Here is a 19,001-nt window from a genome sequence, read left to right on the forward strand (position 1 = left end):
CCAAACGGGATCTACGCCGTCTTTCCGGCCTTGTTGACGATTATCCTCACCACAGTGGTGGGTTCCTCCAACAGCTCTTGTCCACACACAACAACAGAAGTTTCCACACCGCCGAGCTTCCGGATGACCTTGGCGGCCTTCTCGATCTCTTCACCGGCGCTACGGCCCTTGATGGCCACTACTTCGCCGCTGCCGTTGAGGAGGGGAATCGTCAACCCGGCGAGGTTGGTCAGGGCTGACACAGCCCGGGCCGTAACCACATCCGCATCAACCATTCCCACAGCCAGTTCTGCACGGGTCCGCATAACTGTCACGTTGTCCAGACCGAGGTCGTCCACTACTTCCTGTAGCCAGATGACCCGCCGTTCCAGGGGTTCGATTAACGTCAGTTCAAGATCCGGACGGGCAATGGCAAGGCAAAGGCCGGGAAGTCCGGCACCGGAACCGACGTCGGCAACATGGCTGTTCCTGGCGATCGCGGATTCGATGACCGCACAGTTCAGGACGTGCCTGCTCCAGAGCCGCGGGATCTCCCGCGGGCCAATCAAACCACGTTCGGTGCCTGAGGTCGCCAAGTGTTCAACGTAGCGCGTGGCCAGATCCAGGCGCTCACCAAAGATCTTCTCTGCCGCTGTCAGTTCAGCTGCGGTGATTTCGACCATGGGCTCTAGTCAGCAGAAACGACGATGTGGCGGCCGGCGCCTTCGCCTTCAGATTCGGAAACAAAGCCAAGGTCGGCAACCGCGTCGTGAACGATCTTGCGCTCGTAAGCGCTCATCGGCTCCAGAGCGACAGTCCCGCCGTCGGCCTTGACCTTTGCCACAGCGTCTTCGGCGATCTGCTGCAGGACGCCGGCACGCTCCTTGCGGTAGCCGTTGATGTCAAGAACCAGGCGCGAGCGGTTTTCGGTTGCCGAGAGAACCGACAGGCGGGCCAGTTCCTGGAGGGCTTCGAGGACTTCACCGTCGCGGCCAACCAAGCTGTCCAGGGCCGCCGACTCTTCATCGGTACCAATGGAGATGTAGGTACGGCCGTTGCGGACCTCGATGTCAATGTCACCGTCGATGTCGGCAATATCAAGAAGCTCTTCGAGGTAGTCGGCTGCGATGTCGCCTTCCTCTTCCAAGCGGCTGGCCGTCTTGGATTGCGTCTCTTCCTGGGAGTCTTCCTGCTCTTCAGTCACGGCGGCAATAACTTCTTCAGTGCTCTCGGCAGACATTACTTCTTCTTCCTGTTCTTACGTTGCGGCTGGACGCGCTGCGCCCGGATCTCTGCGGCTGCAGCGGCAGCAGCTTCGGCTTCAGCGGCGGCCTCCGCGGCCTTCTTGCCACCCAACAGCGGGGGCAGACCCTTGGCTGCGCGACGCTCTTCAAGAGCCTTCGCGGCGGGGGATCCCGGAGTCGGCATGCGGCGGATCACAAAGAACTGCTGGCCCATGGTCCAGAGGTTGGTGGTGGTCCAGTAAATGAGGACACCGATCGGGAAGTTGATGCCACCAATACCGAAGACGAGCGGCAGGATGTAGAGCATCATCTTCTGCTGGCGCATGAACGGGCTGGCCATGGCCTCTTCCGACATGTTCTTGGCCATGATCTGCTTCTGGGTGATGAACTGCGAAGCCGTCATGGCGAGAATCATGATGATGCTGAGAACCCAGACCGCAACGGCGCTGTTGCCGCCGCTCGGGTCCCCGTGCAACAGCGAAGCGGACAGAGGTGCGCCGAAGATGCTCGACTGATCGAACTGCACTACCTGCTCATGGCTCATGGCACCAATGCCCTGGCCCGCCTTGGCGTTGTTGGAAATGCCCGACAACACCTGGAACAGTGCGAAGAAGAACGGCATCTGGATCAGCATCGGCAAACAGGCCGAGAACGGGTTGGTTCCGTGCTTCTTGTACAGCGCCATCTGCTCCTGCGCCATCGCCTGGCGTGAGAGCTGGTCGGTCTTGCCCTTGTACTTGGTCTGCAGCTTCTTCAGGTCCGGCTGCAGGAGCTGCATACCGCGCTGCGCCTTGATCTGCTTGACGAACACGGGAATCAGGGCGGCACGGATCACCAGCACCAGGCCAATGATGGACAGAGTCCAGGTCCAGCCGTTAGCGGCGGGCAGGCCAATGAAGCTCAGTCCCTCGTGGAAGCCGACCATGATGATCGACACCAGCCACTTGAACGGAAACATGATTGTTTCAAAGAAGTCCATACGATATCCCTATTCGTCAGGCCGCCGAGCGGCCTTCTTCATCAGCCTGAGCAGCCAGGAACTGGTCCGGATTGTTCAGTACAACAATTGTGGGCGTCCGGCCTTCGGGCCAATGACGATGACCAGCGGGGACGTGGTCCACTCCACCGGCGTTCCAAGGGTGGCATTTGGCGAGCCTCTTGGCTGCAAGCCAGCTGCCCTTCACGGCGCCATGCACCGTCACTGCTTCCAGGGCGTATGCCGAGCAGGAGGGAAAGAAACGGCAAACCTGGCCGTACAGGGGCGAAATCACCTTGCGGTAGCTCTTCAGCAAGAGGATGAGGATGTTTCGCGGCAACTCCCAGAGGAAGGTACCTGTCGCAGCCCAGATGCTACGCCGGCGAAATTTCCCGGAAGGGTCACTCAAGGAAGGAACGACGGCGGTGCTCATGTCATGCACGCGGTGTCCCTTCCGTTGTGGTGCCGTTGTGTTCAGACGAAGCCTTGGGTGGAACCGAACCACCCAATCGCTTCGTCGTCACTGTCAGTGCGGCGTTGTAGTCCGAGAGCAGCTGCTCCCAGCTCGCATGTGCGGCTGCGGGCAGGGCCCGGACCACCACCGCCAAACCTGTTCCGTGCGTGTGCAGGGAAAGTGCGCCTGCTTCTCTCAGTCTCCTCTTAACGAGGTTCCTGGTCACGGCGTTCCCGACGGCTTTGGAGACAATGAAACCGATTCGACTCGGCTCCCCGGCCCCGATAGGAGCCGTATATAACACTAAGTTCCGGCGTCCATTGCGGACGCCGGAACGTACAGTTGTTGAAAAGTCGGTAGACGTCCGCAGACGGTTAGGGGTGGCTAGCACCGTCGAACCTGCAAAGAGACACTGACCGACAAGTCAGTTATTTAGGCCGACAGTTCGACGCGGCCCTTGCCGCGACGGGCAGCCAGGATGGCGCGGCCGGCACGGGTGCGCATACGAAGGCGGAAGCCGTGCTTCTTGGCCCGACGGCGGTTATTCGGCTGAAAAGTCCGCTTGCTCACGTTAGTTACTCCAGTGGATCAAAGGTGCGCCCACCCGATCAAAAAGGGGAAGAACTGGCCGACGCTAAGTTTTGTATGTGTCTGCCGCCGTTGCCTTCCGCACGATGAACGTACGGGGTTACAACTGATCTCAAAAGCGGACACAAAGGACTTCACAACGTTAGGGCAAAAAAGGGGCCACAGTCAAACCGGGAGCCCGCGGCGCCGCTATCCACAGTTGTGTTCAGAGACGGCTGGAAGGCTGTGGATGAAGTGGCTCACAGGCCCGTTTCGAGAACCACAACGGTGTAATTATCCACAGGCAACTTCCCAGCTATCTTCTGGCGTTTCCATCCCCTAGAGTGGCTCAGTAGCCCATTTTCCACCCGCTGTGCATAACTCTGTGGATTAACGACCAGACCTGCGCCCGCCGGAGACACCTCGGCTGCAAGCAACGCCGGCAAGCAAGTATTTAGGAACTGATTGATGACAGTAGACGAAGCCAACCACGCCAACACTGTCGGAAGTTCCTGGCGCAGGGTGCTGAGCCTCCTGGAACAGGACGACCGTGTGACTCCCCGTCAGCGTGGTTTCGTCATTCTCGCCCAAGCCCAGGGCCTCATCGGCTCCACCCTCCTGGTGGCCGTCCCCAACGAGCTCACCCGCGAAGTCCTCCAGACGCAGGTCAAGGACGCTTTGGACGATGCCCTCCGGAACGTTTTCTCGGACGATATCCGCTGCGCCATCGACGTCGATACCGATCTGGTGCCCGTCCATGCTGAGCCGGAACCCGCCGTCGAGCTTGCCGCCGCGCCGGACCTGACGGTCGAGCCCAAGCCGCAACCGACGCCGCCGAGCACCTCGCATGAATTTGGCCGGCTGAACCCGAAGTACATCTTCGACACCTTCGTGATCGGTTCCTCGAACCGGTTCGCGCACGCTGCAGCGGTCGCAGTGGCAGAAGCGCCGGCCAAGGCTTACAACCCCCTGTTCATCTACGGCGATTCAGGTCTGGGTAAGACGCACCTGCTGCACGCCATTGGCCACTATGCCCGCAGGCTCTACAGCGGCATCCGGGTCCGCTACGTGAACTCGGAAGAATTCACCAACGACTTCATCAACTCGATCCGTGATGACGAGGGAACCAGCTTCAAGACCACGTACCGGAATGTCGATGTCCTCCTGATCGATGACATCCAGTTCCTGGCGGGCAAGGACCGGACACAGGAAGAGTTCTTCCACACGTTCAACGCCCTGCACAACGCCAACAAGCAGGTTGTCATCACCTCGGATCAGCCGCCCAAGATGCTTGCCGGCTTTGAGGACCGCATGACCTCCCGCTTCGAGTGGGGACTTTTGACGGACATCCAGCCGCCGGAACTTGAGACGCGTATCGCCATTCTCCGCAAAAAGGGCCTCAGCGAAGGCTTGTCGGCTCCCGACGACGCTCTGGAGTACATCGCTTCGAAAATCTCAAGCAACATCCGTGAACTTGAAGGCGCACTGATCCGCGTCACCGCTTTTGCAAGCCTGAACCGCCAGCCGGTGGACGTTGCCCTCGCGGAGATGGTCCTCAAGGACCTGATTACCGACGACGGTGCCCAGGAAATCACGGCGAAGCAGATCCTTGACCAGACGGCTGACTACTTCAAGCTCAGCATGGAAGAACTCTGCAGCAAGTCCCGGACGCGCACTTTGGTGACGGCCCGCCAGATCGCAATGTACCTCTGCCGTGAGCTCACGGACATGTCTTTGCCGAAGATCGGCCAGGAGCTTGGCGGTCGTGACCACACGACCGTCATCCACGCCGACCGGAAAATCCGCGAGCTGATGGCAGAGCGTCGTGTGATTTACAACCAGGTCACCGAGCTCACCAACCGCATCAAGCAGCAGCAGCGCGACTCCTGAATCCACATCGCAGCCGCCACTACATACCTTATTAACAGGCGCATGTGGATAAGCCTGTGGATACTTAAGGGGACAAGCGCGGTTAATGGGCTTAAAACCCTTAAGCCGTCTGTGGATCGTTAAAAACCGGCTTTGGAGTTGTCCCCATCCACACCCTGTTTAAAACCCAGTTAACGCACAGCCCATGAACAGGGCTTAACCGCGGATCTGAGCCTCAGGATGGGGTTATCCACAGTTTCCACAACAGTTATTAACACTACGAATCCCAAAAAATTGAAATCCCTCAAATAACAATCTCCATCCACCACCCGCCGGACCAGGCCGACAGCCTGGCCAAGGCCAGCCTTGCGGCTGTCCACATAGGACGGGTCCGGGCAAACGGGGATGGGTTAATCGCGGATCTTCCGGCTAAGCTGTCAGCAGCGCTCCCATCCTTGGGTCTTGTTTGTAGTTCGCTCAGTGCGGACCATGCAGGTTCCGATGCCGGACTGCGAAGATTCAGCGGGTTCCAAGCAGGGATCCGCGGCTACTACATGGCAGCAGCAATGAAAGGCGGCACCCCTCCGTGAAGTTCAGAGTCGACCGCGACGTCCTGGCAGAAGCCGTTACGTGGACCGCGCGGTCGTTGTCTCCGCGGCCGCCCGTACCTGTGCTCTCCGGCCTTCTCCTCAAAGCCGAGGCAGGAACCGTAAGCCTCTCAAGCTTCGATTACGAGACCTCAGCCCGTCTGGAAATCCCCGCCGACATCGCCGTCGAGGGCACCATCCTGGTCTCCGGACGCCTTTTGGCAGACATCTGCCGCAGCCTGCCTTCCGCGCCGGTAGATGTTGAAACCGACGGCAGCAAAGTCACTCTCACCTGCCGTCGAAGCAGCTTCCACCTGGCCACCATGCCGGAGTCCGAGTACCCGGCTTTGCCCGCGCTTCCGGCCATCAGCGGCACCCTGCCAGGCGACGCCTTTGCCCAAGCTGTTTCCCAGGTCATCATCGCGGCGAGCAAGGATGACACCCTGCCGATCCTGACTGGTGTCCGGATGGAGATCGAGGACGACCTCATCACCCTCCTCGCCACCGACCGGTACCGCCTTGCGATGCGGGAAGTCCCTTGGAAGCCCGTGACTCCCGGCATTTCAACGAGTGCGCTGGTGAAGTCAAAGACCCTGAACGAGGTTGCCAAGACCTTGGGCGGCAGCGGTGACATCAACCTGGCCCTTGCCGATGACGACAGCCGCCTTATCGGTTTCGAAAGCGGCGGACGAACCACCACTTCGCTTCTTGTGGATGGCGACTACCCCAAGATCCGCTCGCTCTTCCCGGACTCCACCCCGATCCACGCGACAGTCCAGACCCAGGAACTGGTGGAAGCCGTACGCCGTGTTTCACTGGTTGCAGAGCGGAACACCCCTGTTCGACTTGCCTTCACGCAGGGCCTGCTGAACCTCGACGCCGGTACAGGTGAAGATGCGCAGGCTTCCGAAGAGCTCGAAGCACAGCTCTCCGGCGATGACATCACCGTTGCCTTCAACCCGCACTACCTGGTTGAAGGCTTGAGCGTCATCGAGACCAAGTACGTTCGCTTCTCGTTCACCACGGCTCCCAAGCCGGCCATGATCACGGCCCAGGCTGAACCGGACGGCGAAGACCAGGACGACTACCGCTACCTCGTGATGCCGGTCCGCCTTCCCAACTAATCGGCACATACCCACCCGCTTCGCAGAAAAGAGTCCACACTGTGCACATCGGTTTGATCGGCCTTGGAAAAATGGGTTTCAACATGCGCGAACGCATGCGCAAGGGCGGCATCGAGGTCACAGGCTTCGACCGCAACCCGGATGTCACGGATGTGGCTTCAGTGGACGAGCTCATCGCCGCACTGCCTGCTCCGCGGGTCGTGTGGGTCATGGTCCCCTCAGGCGAGATCACTGATGCCGTGGTAACCGAACTCGGGGAGAAACTCAGCCCCGGCGATATGGTGATCGACGGCGGGAACTCACGGTTCACCGAGGACCAGAAGCATGCTGCCGCTCTGGCGGACAAGGGCATTCGCTTCGCTGACTGCGGTGTTTCCGGCGGTGTGTGGGGTCTCCAAAACGGCTACGGCCTCATGGCAGGCGGATCCGAAGAAGATATCGAACTCGCGATGCCCATTTTCGACGCCCTCCGTCCCGAAGGCGATCGGGCGGACAGTTTCGTTCACGTCGGCGGTGTGGGCGCAGGCCACTACGCCAAGATGGTCCACAACGGCATCGAATACGGGCTCATGCAGGCCTACGCCGAAGGATACGAACTCCTGGCGGCCAAGGACATCGTCAAAGATCTTCCGGGAACCTTCCGCGCGTGGCAAAAGGGAACGGTGGTCCGGTCCTGGCTCCTCGACCTCATGGTCAAGGCCCTCGATGAAGATCCCGGCCTGGCGTCGATTGACGACTACGTGGAAGACTCCGGCGAGGGACGCTGGACCGTTGAAGAAGCCATCGCCAACGCAGTTCCGGCACCGGCCATTACAGCCGCGCTCTTCGCCCGCTTTGCTTCGCGCGAAGACAACTCACCGGCCATGAAGATGGTCTCCGCTTTGCGTCACCAGTTCGGCGGACACGCCACCCGTCCGGCCAACTAGGCCGCAGGAGTCCTGCAAACGGCGTGTACCTCGAACATCTCTCGCTGACGGATTTCCGCAGCTACGCACAGGTGGACTTGAAGCTCGGACCAGGGGTGACGGTCCTGGTGGGTTCCAACGGGATCGGCAAGACCAACCTGATGGAAGCCATCGGATACCTGGCTACGCTCAGTTCCCACCGTGTCAGCACGGACGCTCCGCTGCTTCGTTTTGGTGCCGAACGCGCAATGATCCGCGCCAGGTTGGTCCGTGGTGAACAAGCCACGGTCATCGAGCTTGAAATCAACGCGGGTCGTGCAAACCGCGGACGCATCAATCGCGGAAATCCGGTCCGGGCACGTGACATACTCGGCATTTGCCACACTGTCCTGTTCGCTCCCGAAGACCTGGCCCTGGTGAAGGGCGACCCATCCAACCGCCGACGTTTCCTGGATGAGCTGCTGGTCAGCCTGGTACCCCGGCATGCTGCGACGCGTAGCGACTACGACCGTGTACTGAAGCAGCGGAACGCACTCCTGAAATCGGCCCGCACGGGCAAGTTCACGGCAGGCCATGAAGCAACCTTGGACGTCTGGGACCAGCACATGGCCAGGGCCGGGGCCGAATTGCTGCACGCACGGCTCGAATTGGTGGAACGGCTGCGTCCTCACTTGAACAGCGCATACGCGCAGCTCACGGACGGGTCCAAGGAAGCCGGCGCGGTTTACCGCTCCACCATCCAGGACATTCTTGACGACGACGGCGGTCCGGCCAACAGCGGAACGGAACCTCCGGCGTCGTTCGAGGACCTCCGGCTGCTGTCCGTCGATGAACTCACCGAACGCTACGTCCAGGCCTTTGCGGCGTCGAGGAAAAAGGAACTCGAACGGGGCATTTCCTTGGTGGGCCCGCACCGCGACGAACTGGAGCTGACCTTGGGACAAGCTCCGGCCAAGGGCTATGCATCCCACGGCGAAACATGGTCCATGAGCCTGTCGTTGCGCCTGGCTTCCTACTACGTGATGCTGGACGACGCCCGGACCGGCGGCACTGCTCCGATCCTTATCCTGGACGACGTTTTCGCTGAATTGGACGTCCAGCGCCGGCGTAAACTGGCTGCAATAGTCGCCGGCGCCGAGCAGGTTCTGGTGACTGCCGCCGTCGACGCCGACATCCCCGAGGAGCTGGCCGGACGGCGCGTAACCGTTGTTCCGGGAGGCATCGATGGCGAAGGATAGTCCCGACGGACTCCAACCGGGCCGCGACCCGGACGAAATCGATGCTGCCCAGGCGGCGCTGAACCGCATGCGGGAGGCCGCTGCTGCACGCGGCGAAGTGAGGCAACGTGCGCCCCGGCCGGGATCGGCCCCCAAGCGCAAAGGACTGCGGGATACGCGCGGCTTTTCCCAGTTTCACGGCAGCGGCCGTGACCCCTTGGGGCTTGGCAAAGTTGTTGGGCGCCTGGTAGCCGAACGCGGCTGGACTTCACCTGTTGCCGTTGGTTCTGTCATGGCGGAATGGGACACCTTGGTGGGTCCGGATATCTCCGCGCACTGCACGCCGGAGAGCTTCACCGACACAACACTGCATGTCCGCTGCGATTCGACGGCTTGGGCTACACAGCTGCGCTTGCTGAGTACCAGCCTGCTGGAACTGTTCCGGAATGAGTTGGGTGAAGGCGTTGTCACCAGCATTCAGGTCCTGGGCCCGTCCGCACCAAGTTGGCGGAAAGGTGGCCGCAGCGTCAACGGTCGGGGTCCCCGGGATACGTACGGCTGAACGGCGTGCAGGGCGTTTCAACGCCCCTGGGCCGTATAGGCACCCATCGGGACCTCCGCAGGGCCATTGCAGATAGGGCCAGCGGCCTCCCAGCGGCATATTCAGCTCTGGGCTGCCCCTGTATTTGCAAGGATTTACGTGTTTCCACGATAGAATTGGCGTAGATCACTGAGCGCCGGTGAAACGTCGCCGGATCCTGAATCCACTCTCGTGGCTTCCGGGAACCCCGTCGTCTTACCCATCGGCGCAATCAGTCACGTGCCCGTTGGCGGCCGCGGTCCGCCGTGCGCAGCTCCGGGAACGGCCGACATCGAGTACAGAGGAGTCGAAAGCGCCTGTGGCTAACGACAATGCAGAGACCTTGGCAGTAGAGCCCGAAGAGGAGACTGTTCCCACTCCTGACACGCCCGCAGAGGCGCCCAGGGAGTACGGTGCCAGCGATATCACCGTGCTGGAAGGCCTCGAAGCCGTGCGCAAACGCCCCGGCATGTACATCGGTTCAACCGGACCCCGCGGCCTGCACCACTTGGTCTATGAAGTGGTGGACAACTCTGTTGACGAGGCCTTGGCCGGTTACTGCAGCCATATCGAAGTAACTCTCCGCGCTGACGGCGGTGTCCAGGTGGTCGATGACGGCCGCGGAATTCCCGTGGACATCCACCCCACCGAGGGAAAGCCCACAGTTGAGGTGGTCATGACCATCCTGCACGCCGGCGGTAAGTTCGGCGGCGGCGGATACGCTGTTTCAGGCGGTCTGCACGGTGTTGGTATCTCCGTGGTGAACGCCCTTTCCCGCCGGGTGGATACCGAAGTCCGCCGTCAGGGTCACGTTTGGCGCATGTCCTTCGCCGACGGCGGCAAGCCGCAGGGTGAACTCGTCAAGGGTGAAGCAACCGAGGCAACCGGTACTTCGCAGACTTTCTACCCCGACGGCACGATTTTCGAGACCACCGAATTCGATTTCGAGACGCTCCGTGCCCGCTTCCAGCAGATGGCCTTCCTCAACAAGGGCCTGAAGATCACCCTGACTGACGAGCGCCCCGCCGCCCGCGACGGCGACGACGACCTGGACCTGGACGCCGTCGCGACCGAAGGCGAAGTGGCGGCCGAGCACCGCACTGTTGTGTACGAATACCCGGACGGCCTGCTCGATTACGTCAAGCACCTCAACTCGAACAAGAAGGTCGAGATCGTCCACGAGGATGTCATCGCCTTCGAAACCGAAGACACCGAGCGGCACATCGCCGTCGAGGTTGCCATGCAGTGGACCACTGCCTACTCGGAGAGCGTCCACACCTACGCGAACACCATCAACACCCACGAGGGCGGAACGCACGAAGAAGGCTTCCGCGCCGCGATGACATCGCTGATCAACCGCTACGCGCGGGAGAAGAGCATCATCAAGGAAAAGGAAGACAACCTTACTGGTGATGACATCCGCGAAGGCCTGACCGCGGTGATCTCGGTAAAGCTCTCCGAACCGCAGTTCGAAGGCCAGACCAAGACCAAGCTGGGCAACTCCGAGGTAAAGGGCTTTGTACAGCGCGTTGTCACCGACCAGCTTGGTGACTGGCTCGAGCGCAACCCCGGCCCCGCCCGCGACGTGATCCGCAAAGCAATTTCGGCTGCCCAGGCCCGCATGGCGGCCCGGAAGGCGCGTGACAACGCACGCCGGAAGAGCCCGCTGGAGTCGTTCGGCATGCCCGGCAAGTTGTCCGACTGCTCGTCCAAGGATCCCTCGCGCTGCGAGGTCTACCTGGTGGAGGGTGACTCGGCCGGCGGTTCGGCCAAGCGTGGCCGCAACCCCGAAACCCAGGCGATCCTGCCGCTGCGAGGCAAGATCCTCAATGTGGAGCGCGCCCGCCTGGACAAGGCCTTGGGCAACGCTGAAGTCCAGTCCATGATCACCGCATTCGGTACCGGTATTGGCGAGGACTTCGATATCGCCAAGTTGCGGTACCACAAGATCGTGCTGATGGCCGATGCCGACGTTGACGGCCAGCACATCACCACTCTGCTGATGACCCTGCTGTTCCGTTACATGCGTCCGCTCATTGAGAACGGATATGTCTACCTGGCGCAGCCGCCGCTCTACAGGATCAAGTGGTCCAACGCGGCCCACGACTACGTCTACAGCGACCGCGAGCGTGATGAGACCATCCGCAAGGGTGCGGCGTTGAACAAGCGCCTCCCCAAGGACAACGGAATCCAGCGCTACAAGGGTCTTGGCGAGATGGATTACACCGAACTGTGGGACACCACCATGGATCCGGAACGCCGCACCCTCCTGCAGGTCACCATGGACGACGCCTTGGCGGCCGACCAGACCTTCTCCGTGCTGATGGGCGAGGACGTGGAGTCACGCCGTAACTTCATCCAGCAGAACGCCAAGGACGTCAGGTTCCTCGATATCTAGGGTCCGGCAAGGACGCGAAATATTCCAGAACTGACATATACCTGAAACGGAAACCTTAGATTATGAGTGACGAAACTCCTGAAGTTCCGGCGGATTCCACTGCCGACGACGTCGTCCTTGAGGGCGATGTACTGACCGACCGCGTTGAGCAGGTTGACCTGCAGACCGAAATGCAGCGGTCCTACCTGGACTACGCCATGGCCGTCATCGTCGGACGCGCCCTCCCGGACGTCCGCGACGGACTTAAGCCGGTCCACCGCCGCGTGCTGTACGCAATGTTCGACGGCGGATACCGCCCGGACCGTTCGTTCAACAAGTGTGCCCGCGTTGTCGGCGACGTCATGGGTACCTACCACCCGCACGGTGACATGGCGATCTACGACGCATTGGTCCGCCTCATCCAGGACTGGACCATGCGTTATCCCTTGGCTCTCGGACAGGGAAACTTCGGCTCGCCCGGCAACGACGGCGCGGCCGCCCCGCGTTACACCGAAACCAAGATGGCCCAGCTGGCCATGGAAATGGTCCGGGACATCGACGAAGAAACCGTCGACTTCCAGGACAACTACGACGGCAAGAACCAGGAACCCACCATCCTGCCGGCGCGTTTCCCCAACCTGCTGGTCAATGGCTCCTCCGGTATCGCCGTCGGCATGGCCACAAACATCCCGCCCCACAACCTCCGCGAGGTTGCCGATGGCGTGCAGTGGGCACTTGAAAACCCCACAGCCACCCGTGAAGAGCTCCTTGAAGCCCTTCTGCAGCGCATCAAGGGACCCGACTTCCCGACGGGCGCCACCATCCTTGGGCACAAGGGCATCGAGGATGCCTACCGTACGGGCCGTGGTTCCATCACCATGCGTGCCGTGGTCAATGTGGAAGAACTGCAAGGCCGGACATGCCTGGTGGTCACGGAACTGCCGTACCAAGCCAACCCGGACAACCTTGCCATCAAGATTGCTGAACTGGTCAAGGACGGCAAGATCCAGGGCATCGCGGACCTCCGTGACGAAACATCGGGCCGTACAGGCCAGCGTCTTGTCATTGTCCTCAAGCGCGACGCCGTAGCCAAGGTTGTCCTGAACAACCTCTACAAGCACACGCAGCTGCAGGACAACTTCTCCGCCAACATGCTGGCGATTGTCGACGGCGTTCCGCGCACCTTGAGCCTGGATGCCTTCATCAGGCACTGGGTGGCACACCAGATGGACGTCATCGCACGCCGGACCCGGTACCGCCTCCGCAAGGCCGAGGAAGAAGCACACATCCTGCGTGCCCTCCTCAAGGCGTTGGACATGCTGGACGAAGTCATCGCGCTGATCCGTGCGTCCAGCACTACCGAAGCTGCCCGCGAAGGCCTGATGGAGCTCCTGGACATCGACGAGCTCCAGGCCCGCGCCATCCTGGACATGCAGCTGCGCCGGCTCGCAGCCCTGGAGCGCCAGAAGATCCAGGACCGCCACGCCGAGCTCGAGGCACTCATCAGCGAGTACAACGCCATCCTTGGCTCGGAAGAGCGCCAACGCCAGATCATCAGCGAAGAGCTGGCGGAAATCGTCGCCAAGCACGGCGATGACCGCCGCACGCACATCCTGATGGGCTTCGACGGCGACATGTCCATGGAAGACCTGATCCCCGAAGAGGAAATGGTTGTCACCATTACCCGCGGCGGCTACGTCAAGCGGACCCGTAGTGACAACTACCGCTCACAGCAGCGTGGCGGCAAGGGCATCAAGGGCGCCCAGCTGCGCGGCGACGACGTCGTGGAGCACTTCTTCGTCACCACCACGCACCACTGGCTGTTGTTCTTCACGAACCTGGGCCGCGTCTACCGGGCCAAGGCGTACGAACTTGCCGAAGCCGGACGTGACGCCAAGGGCCAGCACGTCGCCAACCTCCTGGCCTTCCAGCCGGATGAGCACATCGCGCAGGTCCTGGATCTCAGGGACTACCAGCAAGCTCCGTACCTGGTGCTGGCGACCAAGAACGGCCTGGTCAAGAAGACGCGACTGGAAGACTACGACACCAACCGCACGGCCGGCGTCATCGCCATCAACCTGCGTGACGGTGACGAACTGGTTTCTGCCCAGTTGGTCAGCGAAACGGACGACCTCCTCCTGGTCTCACGCAAGGGCCAGTCAATCCGCTTCACGGCAACGGATGATGCCCTGCGGCCCATGGGCCGCGCCACCTCAGGTGTCACGGGCATGAAGTTCCGTGAAGACGACGAACTGCTGGCCGCGGACGTGGTCCAGGAGGGCTCGTTCGTGTTCGTTGTGACCGAGGGCGGCTACGCCAAACGAACCGCTGTGGACGAATACCGGCTCCAGGGCCGCGGCGGCTTGGGTATCAAGGTAGCCAAGCTCGCCGAGGACCGTGGAGACCTTGTGGGTGCCTTGATTGTCCAGGAAGAAGACGAAGTCCTGGTGGTCATGGAAGGCGGCAAGGTGGTCCGTTCCGCCGTGGCCGGCGTTCCTGCCAAGGGCCGTGACACCATGGGTGTCATCTTTGCCAAGCCCGACAAGAATGACCGCATTATCGAAGTCGCCCGCAACAGCGAACGCGGTTTGGAGGGCGAGGAATCAGAGGACGCCGCCGACGATGACGTAACGTTGGCTGCAAACGACGGCGCCGCTGCGGTGACCGCAACGGAAAACGACGCTGACCCGGAAAACGAATCGGGCGCGGAGCTGAACGAAGACAATACCGGAGGTAACGAGTGAGTAATTCCGACTCATATCCCAAGCCGAGCACAGGTGTCCCCGGCGGACTCCGGCAGCCCTCAGGCAATGCGCAGGCCGGCACGCCCGCACGTCCCCAGCAACGCCCGGGGGCAGGATCCCCTGGCTCGGGCGCGGCAGGTGCGCGTCCGGCAACGGGTGCCAACTCTGCTCCTCGTCCAGCCGGCGCCCCGGGGCAACGCCCCGCCCAGCCGGGCCAGCGCCCCGCGGCTGCCGGGCAACGGCCGGCAGGTGCCCCGGGCCAGCGTCCGGCCCAGCCGGGCCAGCGTCCGGCCGGCGCTGCAGGACAACGACCCGCCCAAGGTGGTCCCGGACTGGTGAAGCCCGCTCCCAAGGCAAAGGTGCGCCGTGCACGCCTTCTGGTCAGCAAGGTCGATCCCTGGTCAGTGCTCAAGATGGCTTTCCTGCTGTCCGTAGCCTTGGGAATCGTCACCGTGGTGGCGGCAATTGTTTTGTGGACCGTGTTGGATCTCACAGGCATCTTCAATCAGGTGGACAGCCTCCTGGGCACGCTCGCCGGTTCTGAAGGCAGCGGTTTTGAGCTGAAGAAGATCGCTTCCCTGGGACAGGTGGCATCCTTCGCGACGATCATCGCCGTGGTGAATGTTGTCCTGCTGACGGCGCTGTCCATGCTGTCTGCCGTTCTCTATAACATTTCTGCAACGTTGGTGGGTGGCGTCGGCGTCACCCTGACGGACGACTAGGAAAAATCCGCGGAATTCCGCCGTTTCGGGCGGAATTCACCGGTGAAACTGCCTCGATTTGAGATCGGGCCGGGAAGTGCTGTACAGTCATATCTCGGCCCGATGAGGCATCGGGGCGTATAGCTCAGGCGGTTAGAGCGCTTCGCTGATAACGAAGAGGTCCCAGGTTCAAGTCCTGGTACGCCCACGGAACCTAAACAGGTTCAGGTAAAAACTGAACCGGAATGAGGTACTTGTGAAGAAGTTGCTGGTAGTTGTGGCAGCCGCAATCGCAGGTGTCCTGGTTTATAAAAAGAACCAGGAATCCGAAGCCCGGAAAGATGTCTGGAGCAAATCAACCGATACGGTTGACTAGCCGAGGAACCCGGTTCTGAACTGGTAAAACCCAGTCCGGATATGGGGTATGATAGACGGGTTGCTTCTTATGGGGGCATGGCGCAATTGGTAGCGCACCTGCTTTGCAAGCAGGGGGTTCGGGGTTCGAGTCCCCGTGCCTCCACTATAAGGAAAGTCCCGGTCAGAAATGACCGGGACTTTTGCATTTAACGCCTGGCCCGGGAAATTGGGAAACCGGGACTCGGGAACGGACGGGGAACCACGGCCCACTAGTGTTGGTCTGTGAACCTTCTCATCGCCGCCCTGGGAGTCCTGGGTGTGGCTTCCTCCGGACCCCTTATTGCAGGAACACTCGGCGCAACCTCGGTGACCGCATTGGCCATCGCGTTCTGGCGGAATGCGATCGGTGCGGCAGTGATGGCGGCGCCGGTGGCCATCAGGGAGCCCAAGGCGTTCGGCAGGATCAACCGGCGCGAGTTCGGCTGGTCGGTGATGGCCGCCGTCGCACTGGCCTTCCATTTCGCGTGCTTCATCACGGCGCTTCAATTGACGTCTGTCGCGGCGGCCACGGCACTCGTTTGCCTGCAGTCCGCCTGGATCGCTGTCTTCCAGATGTTCCGCGGCACGCGCCATCGCTGGCCCGTCCTGATCGGCCTTGGCATAGCCTTTGTGGGCGTCGTAGCCATCACGGGATTCGATATGGGTTCGTCCCCCGAGGCGCTCTTGGGTGACCTCCTGGCCGTTGCCGGTGGTGCCCTGGCTGGCCTGTACACCTTGGCCGGCGGGAAGGCCCGGCAATCCATGGCTACGGGGACCTACACCACCTTGTGCTACGGGATGTGCGCGGCGTTGGTGGCTGTGATGGCATTGCTCAGCGGGCAGCCGTTGTCAGGGTTCGACGCCGGTGGTTGGCTTGGGATCATCGCCATCACCGTCTGCGCTCAGTTGGTGGGGCACACAGCCTTCAACCATTTGCTGGCTACGATGAGCCCTTTGCTGGTGTCCATGATCATCCTGCTTGAAATCCCCGGCGCGGCCATTCTTGCGGCCATCTTCCTCAATGAGACTTTGCCAGCGGGGACCTATGCCGGCTTGGCGCTCATCCTTGCCGGCTTGGCCGTCGTCGTGACCGGCCAGAGGCGCGGCCGTGTAGGGCGCGGGGAAGACGAAGCTGACCGCAGGGAAGCTGAGCTGGGCACTGACTGAAGTCCCGGCGTCGTGGGTTGATCCCGCAGGGACTCAGAGCCCGCCGCGGCGGGCGCCCTGTGCGGCATTTGCCGTGTGGATGGCGCGGAGCAGCTTGGCAGGGAAATAAACGGAGAAGAACACCACCATGGGCGCCTTCAGGGCCATTTTCTTGACGTTGTGCGCCTTGTACGTACGGTCGAAGCGCTGCACGTAGTAGCGGTAGTCGCGGGGAGAATCCTCGAGCCTGCGTGCGGACATGCCCGAGACCATCTGTGGGACGTACTGGACCTTCAGGTCATGCTCAAAGAGGTGGAGCGAGAGGTCGATGTCCTCGTGCATCTCATCCTTCTCGTCCAGGCACGCCTCATCGCGGATGGTTTCCCAAGCAGACCGACGAAGGGCCATGTTGGAGCCGAAGAGGAAGTGGTACTGGTGCTTTGCCAGGCGGAGCATGAGCTGCCGCATCTTGTCGTCGGCCTTGAGCCCGAACCGCCGCATGGGCATGTCGTAGTAGACCACCGGTCCCGTGGCGGCGGCGACGGACTGGTCCATGAACGCCTTTTGGACCTGCTCGACCCAGTCCGGTTCCAGGACGGAGTCGGCGTCGATGCGGCCCACTACCTCCCCCGTGGCACTGTTCAGGCCGTGGTTGCGGGTGGGAATGAGGCCCTGGGCGCTGTCCTGCCGAAGAAGAAGGATGGGGCTCTCAGGGTATTCCTGCTGCATTTGCCGCACGATCCTGGCGGTCCGGTCCGTGGACAGGTTGTCCACCACGATGATCTCGTCAGCCGGCACGGACTGGTAGATGGCAGCGATGAGGCACTGGCGTATAACGCTTTCTTCGTTGTACGCCGGGATGACGATGGAGACGCCCGGAGGTTCCGGGGCATCCTGGAGGGCACCCGCCAAGGGTCTATCGGCTGACATCTCCTCAAATCTAACACCCGCATCTTTGCCCCTGGCGGAGGCTTTGGTTACAAGCCGGCAAACACTGAAGGGACCCCGGCTGCTGCCGGAGTCCCTTCAGGAGTGGACTGCTTTCCAGGTGAAAGCGCTTAGCTGTTGGTGCCCTTGGCGTCCGAATCAGAGCCTTCGCTGTCCTTGTTCAGGCTCGCCGCGATGTTCTTGACGGCCGTCTTGGCATCCGTGGCTACCTTTGCGCTGGAGTCCTCAACGTTCTTGAAGGCGTCCTTGGTTGCCTGCTCGGCCTCGGCCTTGGCGTCCTCCGGAGTAATGTCCGACGTGCCGGGCTTGGCAGCTTCAGCCCCAGTGGCGGAGGCAGCTGCGTCGGCCGGAGCCGGAGCCGCAGTTTCTGCCGCTGCAGGAGCGGCCGGAACCGGAGCCGGGGTCGGTGTGACCGGGGAAGGGGTCTTCCACGGATCCTCGACCGGCTTGGAAGCCTTCCACGCGGCAACACCGGCAGCGGCAGCTGCGGCGATGACCGTGAAGACCAGCCAACCGCGCTTCTTGGGTTTGGGTTCCTTGCCCAGCTTGGTGGCGACAGCCTTGGAAGCCTCATCTGCCACAGCCTTCAGCTGCTTGCCTGTGGCCTGGGCCTGCTCCTGGACGCTGTGCACAACACCGGAGTCAACAAGCTTCTGGGCAACCGCATCAACCTGCGCCGGAGCATTCTCCAGAACGTGGTGAACCGCTACGGAAGCCTGGCCCAGCTGTTCGGAAAGCTTGGGCAGGTACTCATCCACCACCTTGTCCCGTGCAATCCCCAGTGCCGGAGTTGCCTTGTTGAGGGTCTCCTGGATTTTCGGCGTTGCGTCCTCTACGACATCGTGGATCTTTGGCGCGAGGTGCGCCAGTCCATCCTGGATGCGCGGCGTAACGACTGCCACGCCGTCGGCGAGGTTGTGCGCGGCGGACTTCAGCCCCTCTTGGATCTTGGGGGAAGCGGTGTCAATGCCGTGCTGGATACGCGGAACAGCCCAGTTCACGGCTGCTTCCACACGGGGCGCAGCCCAGTCGCGTGCGTTATCCACACCAACCGCAACGGATTGTTCGAGTTCGCGGGCAATACGGTCTGTTTTCTTCACAACTACCTCCCGATACACGTGCTCGTTTGTTGCTAGCCTACGTCGCTTGGGGAACACCGGCTATTCATCTGGCCGATTCGGCCCGGA

Annotated in this window: 18 protein-coding genes and 2 tRNA genes; 12 read left to right on the forward strand and 8 right to left on the reverse strand. The window is 61.6% G+C overall.

Annotated elements, in window-relative coordinates; all coding sequences use genetic code 11:
- Positions 1-11: 11 nt before the first annotated feature.
- Genes rsmG through rpmH form a run of 6 tightly spaced genes read right to left on the reverse strand, consistent with a single transcriptional unit; the run spans position 12 to position 3,223 of the window.
- Positions 12-662 carry a 16S rRNA (guanine(527)-N(7))-methyltransferase RsmG gene (gene rsmG, locus PQ627_RS04410; protein WP_274258755.1) on the reverse strand — a complete coding sequence of 217 codons (651 nt, stop codon included), beginning with the start codon at positions 660-662 and terminating at the stop codon, positions 12-14.
- 5 nt (positions 663-667) lie between these two features.
- Positions 668-1,219 carry a Jag family protein gene (locus tag PQ627_RS04415; protein WP_144660266.1) on the reverse strand — a complete coding sequence of 184 codons (552 nt, stop codon included), beginning with the start codon at positions 1,217-1,219 and terminating at the stop codon, positions 668-670.
- Positions 1,219-2,202: a membrane protein insertase YidC gene (gene yidC / locus PQ627_RS04420; RefSeq protein WP_274258758.1), complete on the reverse strand. Its 984-nt coding sequence runs from the start codon at positions 2,200-2,202 to the stop codon at positions 1,219-1,221. The genes PQ627_RS04415 and yidC overlap by 1 nt, the downstream gene beginning before the upstream one ends.
- Before the next feature lie 16 nt (positions 2,203-2,218).
- Positions 2,219-2,632 carry a membrane protein insertion efficiency factor YidD gene (gene yidD, locus PQ627_RS04425; protein ID WP_274258996.1) on the reverse strand — a complete coding sequence of 138 codons (414 nt, stop codon included), beginning with the start codon at positions 2,630-2,632 and terminating at the stop codon, positions 2,219-2,221.
- A 1-nt stretch (position 2,633) separates the two neighbouring features.
- Complete coding sequence (rnpA, locus tag PQ627_RS04430) at positions 2,634-3,044, reverse strand: ribonuclease P protein component (protein WP_274258760.1); 411 nt, start codon at positions 3,042-3,044, stop codon at positions 2,634-2,636.
- 41 nt (positions 3,045-3,085) lie between these two features.
- On the reverse strand, positions 3,086-3,223 hold the full coding sequence (gene rpmH / locus PQ627_RS04435; RefSeq protein ID WP_011776797.1) for a 50S ribosomal protein L34: 138 nt from the start codon (positions 3,221-3,223) through the stop codon (positions 3,086-3,088).
- Positions 3,224-3,688: 465 nt separating this feature from the next.
- On the opposite strand from rpmH, the gene dnaA reads away from it, so the two are divergent.
- The 12 genes from dnaA to PQ627_RS04495 all read left to right on the forward strand — a co-directional run bounded on the left by dnaA (position 3,689) and on the right by PQ627_RS04495 (position 16,887).
- A complete protein-coding gene (gene dnaA / locus PQ627_RS04440) occupies positions 3,689-5,110 on the forward strand; it encodes a chromosomal replication initiator protein DnaA (RefSeq protein ID WP_274258769.1) in 1,422 nt (473 codons plus the stop codon).
- Positions 5,111-5,675: 565 nt separating this feature from the next.
- Entirely contained in the window at positions 5,676-6,800 is a 1,125-nt protein-coding gene (gene dnaN / locus PQ627_RS04445) for a DNA polymerase III subunit beta (protein WP_144660255.1), read from the forward strand.
- The gene (gene gnd / locus PQ627_RS04450; RefSeq protein WP_274258998.1) at positions 6,800-7,726 is read left to right on the forward strand and encodes a phosphogluconate dehydrogenase (NAD(+)-dependent, decarboxylating); all 927 of its coding nucleotides are present in this window, start codon (positions 6,800-6,802) and stop codon (positions 7,724-7,726) included. Before dnaN ends, gnd begins: the two co-directional genes overlap by 1 nt.
- 23 nt (positions 7,727-7,749) lie before the next feature.
- Positions 7,750-8,943: a DNA replication/repair protein RecF gene (gene recF, locus PQ627_RS04455; protein ID WP_274258771.1), complete on the forward strand. Its 1,194-nt coding sequence runs from the start codon at positions 7,750-7,752 to the stop codon at positions 8,941-8,943.
- The gene (locus PQ627_RS04460; RefSeq protein WP_144660247.1) at positions 8,930-9,484 is read left to right on the forward strand and encodes a DUF721 domain-containing protein; all 555 of its coding nucleotides are present in this window, start codon (positions 8,930-8,932) and stop codon (positions 9,482-9,484) included. The genes recF and PQ627_RS04460 overlap by 14 nt, the downstream gene beginning before the upstream one ends.
- A 337-nt stretch (positions 9,485-9,821) precedes the next feature.
- The gene (gene gyrB, locus PQ627_RS04465) at positions 9,822-11,900 is read left to right on the forward strand and encodes a DNA topoisomerase (ATP-hydrolyzing) subunit B (protein ID WP_144660244.1); all 2,079 of its coding nucleotides are present in this window, start codon (positions 9,822-9,824) and stop codon (positions 11,898-11,900) included.
- A 62-nt stretch (positions 11,901-11,962) separates the two neighbouring features.
- The gene (gene gyrA, locus PQ627_RS04470; RefSeq protein WP_144660241.1) at positions 11,963-14,623 is read left to right on the forward strand and encodes a DNA gyrase subunit A; all 2,661 of its coding nucleotides are present in this window, start codon (positions 11,963-11,965) and stop codon (positions 14,621-14,623) included.
- The gene (locus PQ627_RS04475) at positions 14,620-15,345 is read left to right on the forward strand and encodes a DUF3566 domain-containing protein (RefSeq protein ID WP_144660239.1); all 726 of its coding nucleotides are present in this window, start codon (positions 14,620-14,622) and stop codon (positions 15,343-15,345) included. Before gyrA ends, PQ627_RS04475 begins: the two co-directional genes overlap by 4 nt.
- 113 nt (positions 15,346-15,458) lie before the next feature.
- Positions 15,459-15,532 (forward strand) — tRNA-Ile (locus PQ627_RS04480).
- 48 nt (positions 15,533-15,580) lie between these two features.
- A complete protein-coding gene (locus tag PQ627_RS04485; RefSeq protein WP_222120623.1) occupies positions 15,581-15,700 on the forward strand; it encodes a DLW-39 family protein in 120 nt (39 codons plus the stop codon).
- A gap of 71 nt (positions 15,701-15,771) precedes the next feature.
- Positions 15,772-15,844, forward strand: a tRNA-Ala gene (locus PQ627_RS04490).
- 119 nt (positions 15,845-15,963) lie between these two features.
- On the forward strand, positions 15,964-16,887 hold the full coding sequence (locus tag PQ627_RS04495; RefSeq protein WP_274258778.1) for a DMT family transporter: 924 nt from the start codon (positions 15,964-15,966) through the stop codon (positions 16,885-16,887).
- Positions 16,888-16,920: 33 nt separating this feature from the next.
- Here PQ627_RS04495 and PQ627_RS04500 read toward each other — a convergent pair whose 3' ends face one another.
- Both PQ627_RS04500 and PQ627_RS04505 read right to left on the reverse strand, forming a co-directional pair.
- Positions 16,921-17,796: a glycosyltransferase gene (locus tag PQ627_RS04500; RefSeq protein WP_274258780.1), complete on the reverse strand. Its 876-nt coding sequence runs from the start codon at positions 17,794-17,796 to the stop codon at positions 16,921-16,923.
- 128 nt (positions 17,797-17,924) lie between these two features.
- Positions 17,925-18,914, reverse strand: a complete 990-nt coding sequence (locus tag PQ627_RS04505) for a hypothetical protein (protein WP_274258781.1) — start codon at positions 18,912-18,914, stop codon at positions 17,925-17,927.
- Between the last annotated feature and the right edge of the window lie 87 nt (positions 18,915-19,001).

The organism is Paenarthrobacter sp. AB444 (assembly GCF_028736865.1).
Taxonomy (GTDB): Bacteria; Actinomycetota; Actinomycetes; order Actinomycetales; family Micrococcaceae; genus Arthrobacter; species Arthrobacter nicotinovorans_B.

Excerpts from the sequence above, each read along its gene's own strand:
- gyrA (WP_144660241.1), top strand. The coding sequence starts at position 11,963 with ATGAGTGACGAAACTCCTGAAGTTCCGGCGGATTCCACTGCCGACGAC.
- PQ627_RS04415 (WP_144660266.1), bottom strand. The coding sequence starts at position 1,219 with ATGTCTGCCGAGAGCACTGAAGAAGTTATTGCCGCCGTGACTGAAGAG.
- dnaA (WP_274258769.1), top strand. The coding sequence starts at position 3,689 with ATGACAGTAGACGAAGCCAACCACGCCAACACTGTCGGAAGTTCCTGG.
- yidD (WP_274258996.1), bottom strand. The coding sequence starts at position 2,632 with ATGAGCACCGCCGTCGTTCCTTCCTTGAGTGACCCTTCCGGGAAATTT.
- PQ627_RS04460 (WP_144660247.1), top strand. The coding sequence starts at position 8,930 with ATGGCGAAGGATAGTCCCGACGGACTCCAACCGGGCCGCGACCCGGAC.
- yidC (WP_274258758.1), bottom strand. The coding sequence starts at position 2,202 with ATGGACTTCTTTGAAACAATCATGTTTCCGTTCAAGTGGCTGGTGTCG.
- PQ627_RS04500 (WP_274258780.1), bottom strand. The coding sequence starts at position 17,796 with ATGTCAGCCGATAGACCCTTGGCGGGTGCCCTCCAGGATGCCCCGGAA.
- rsmG (WP_274258755.1), bottom strand. The coding sequence starts at position 662 with ATGGTCGAAATCACCGCAGCTGAACTGACAGCGGCAGAGAAGATCTTT.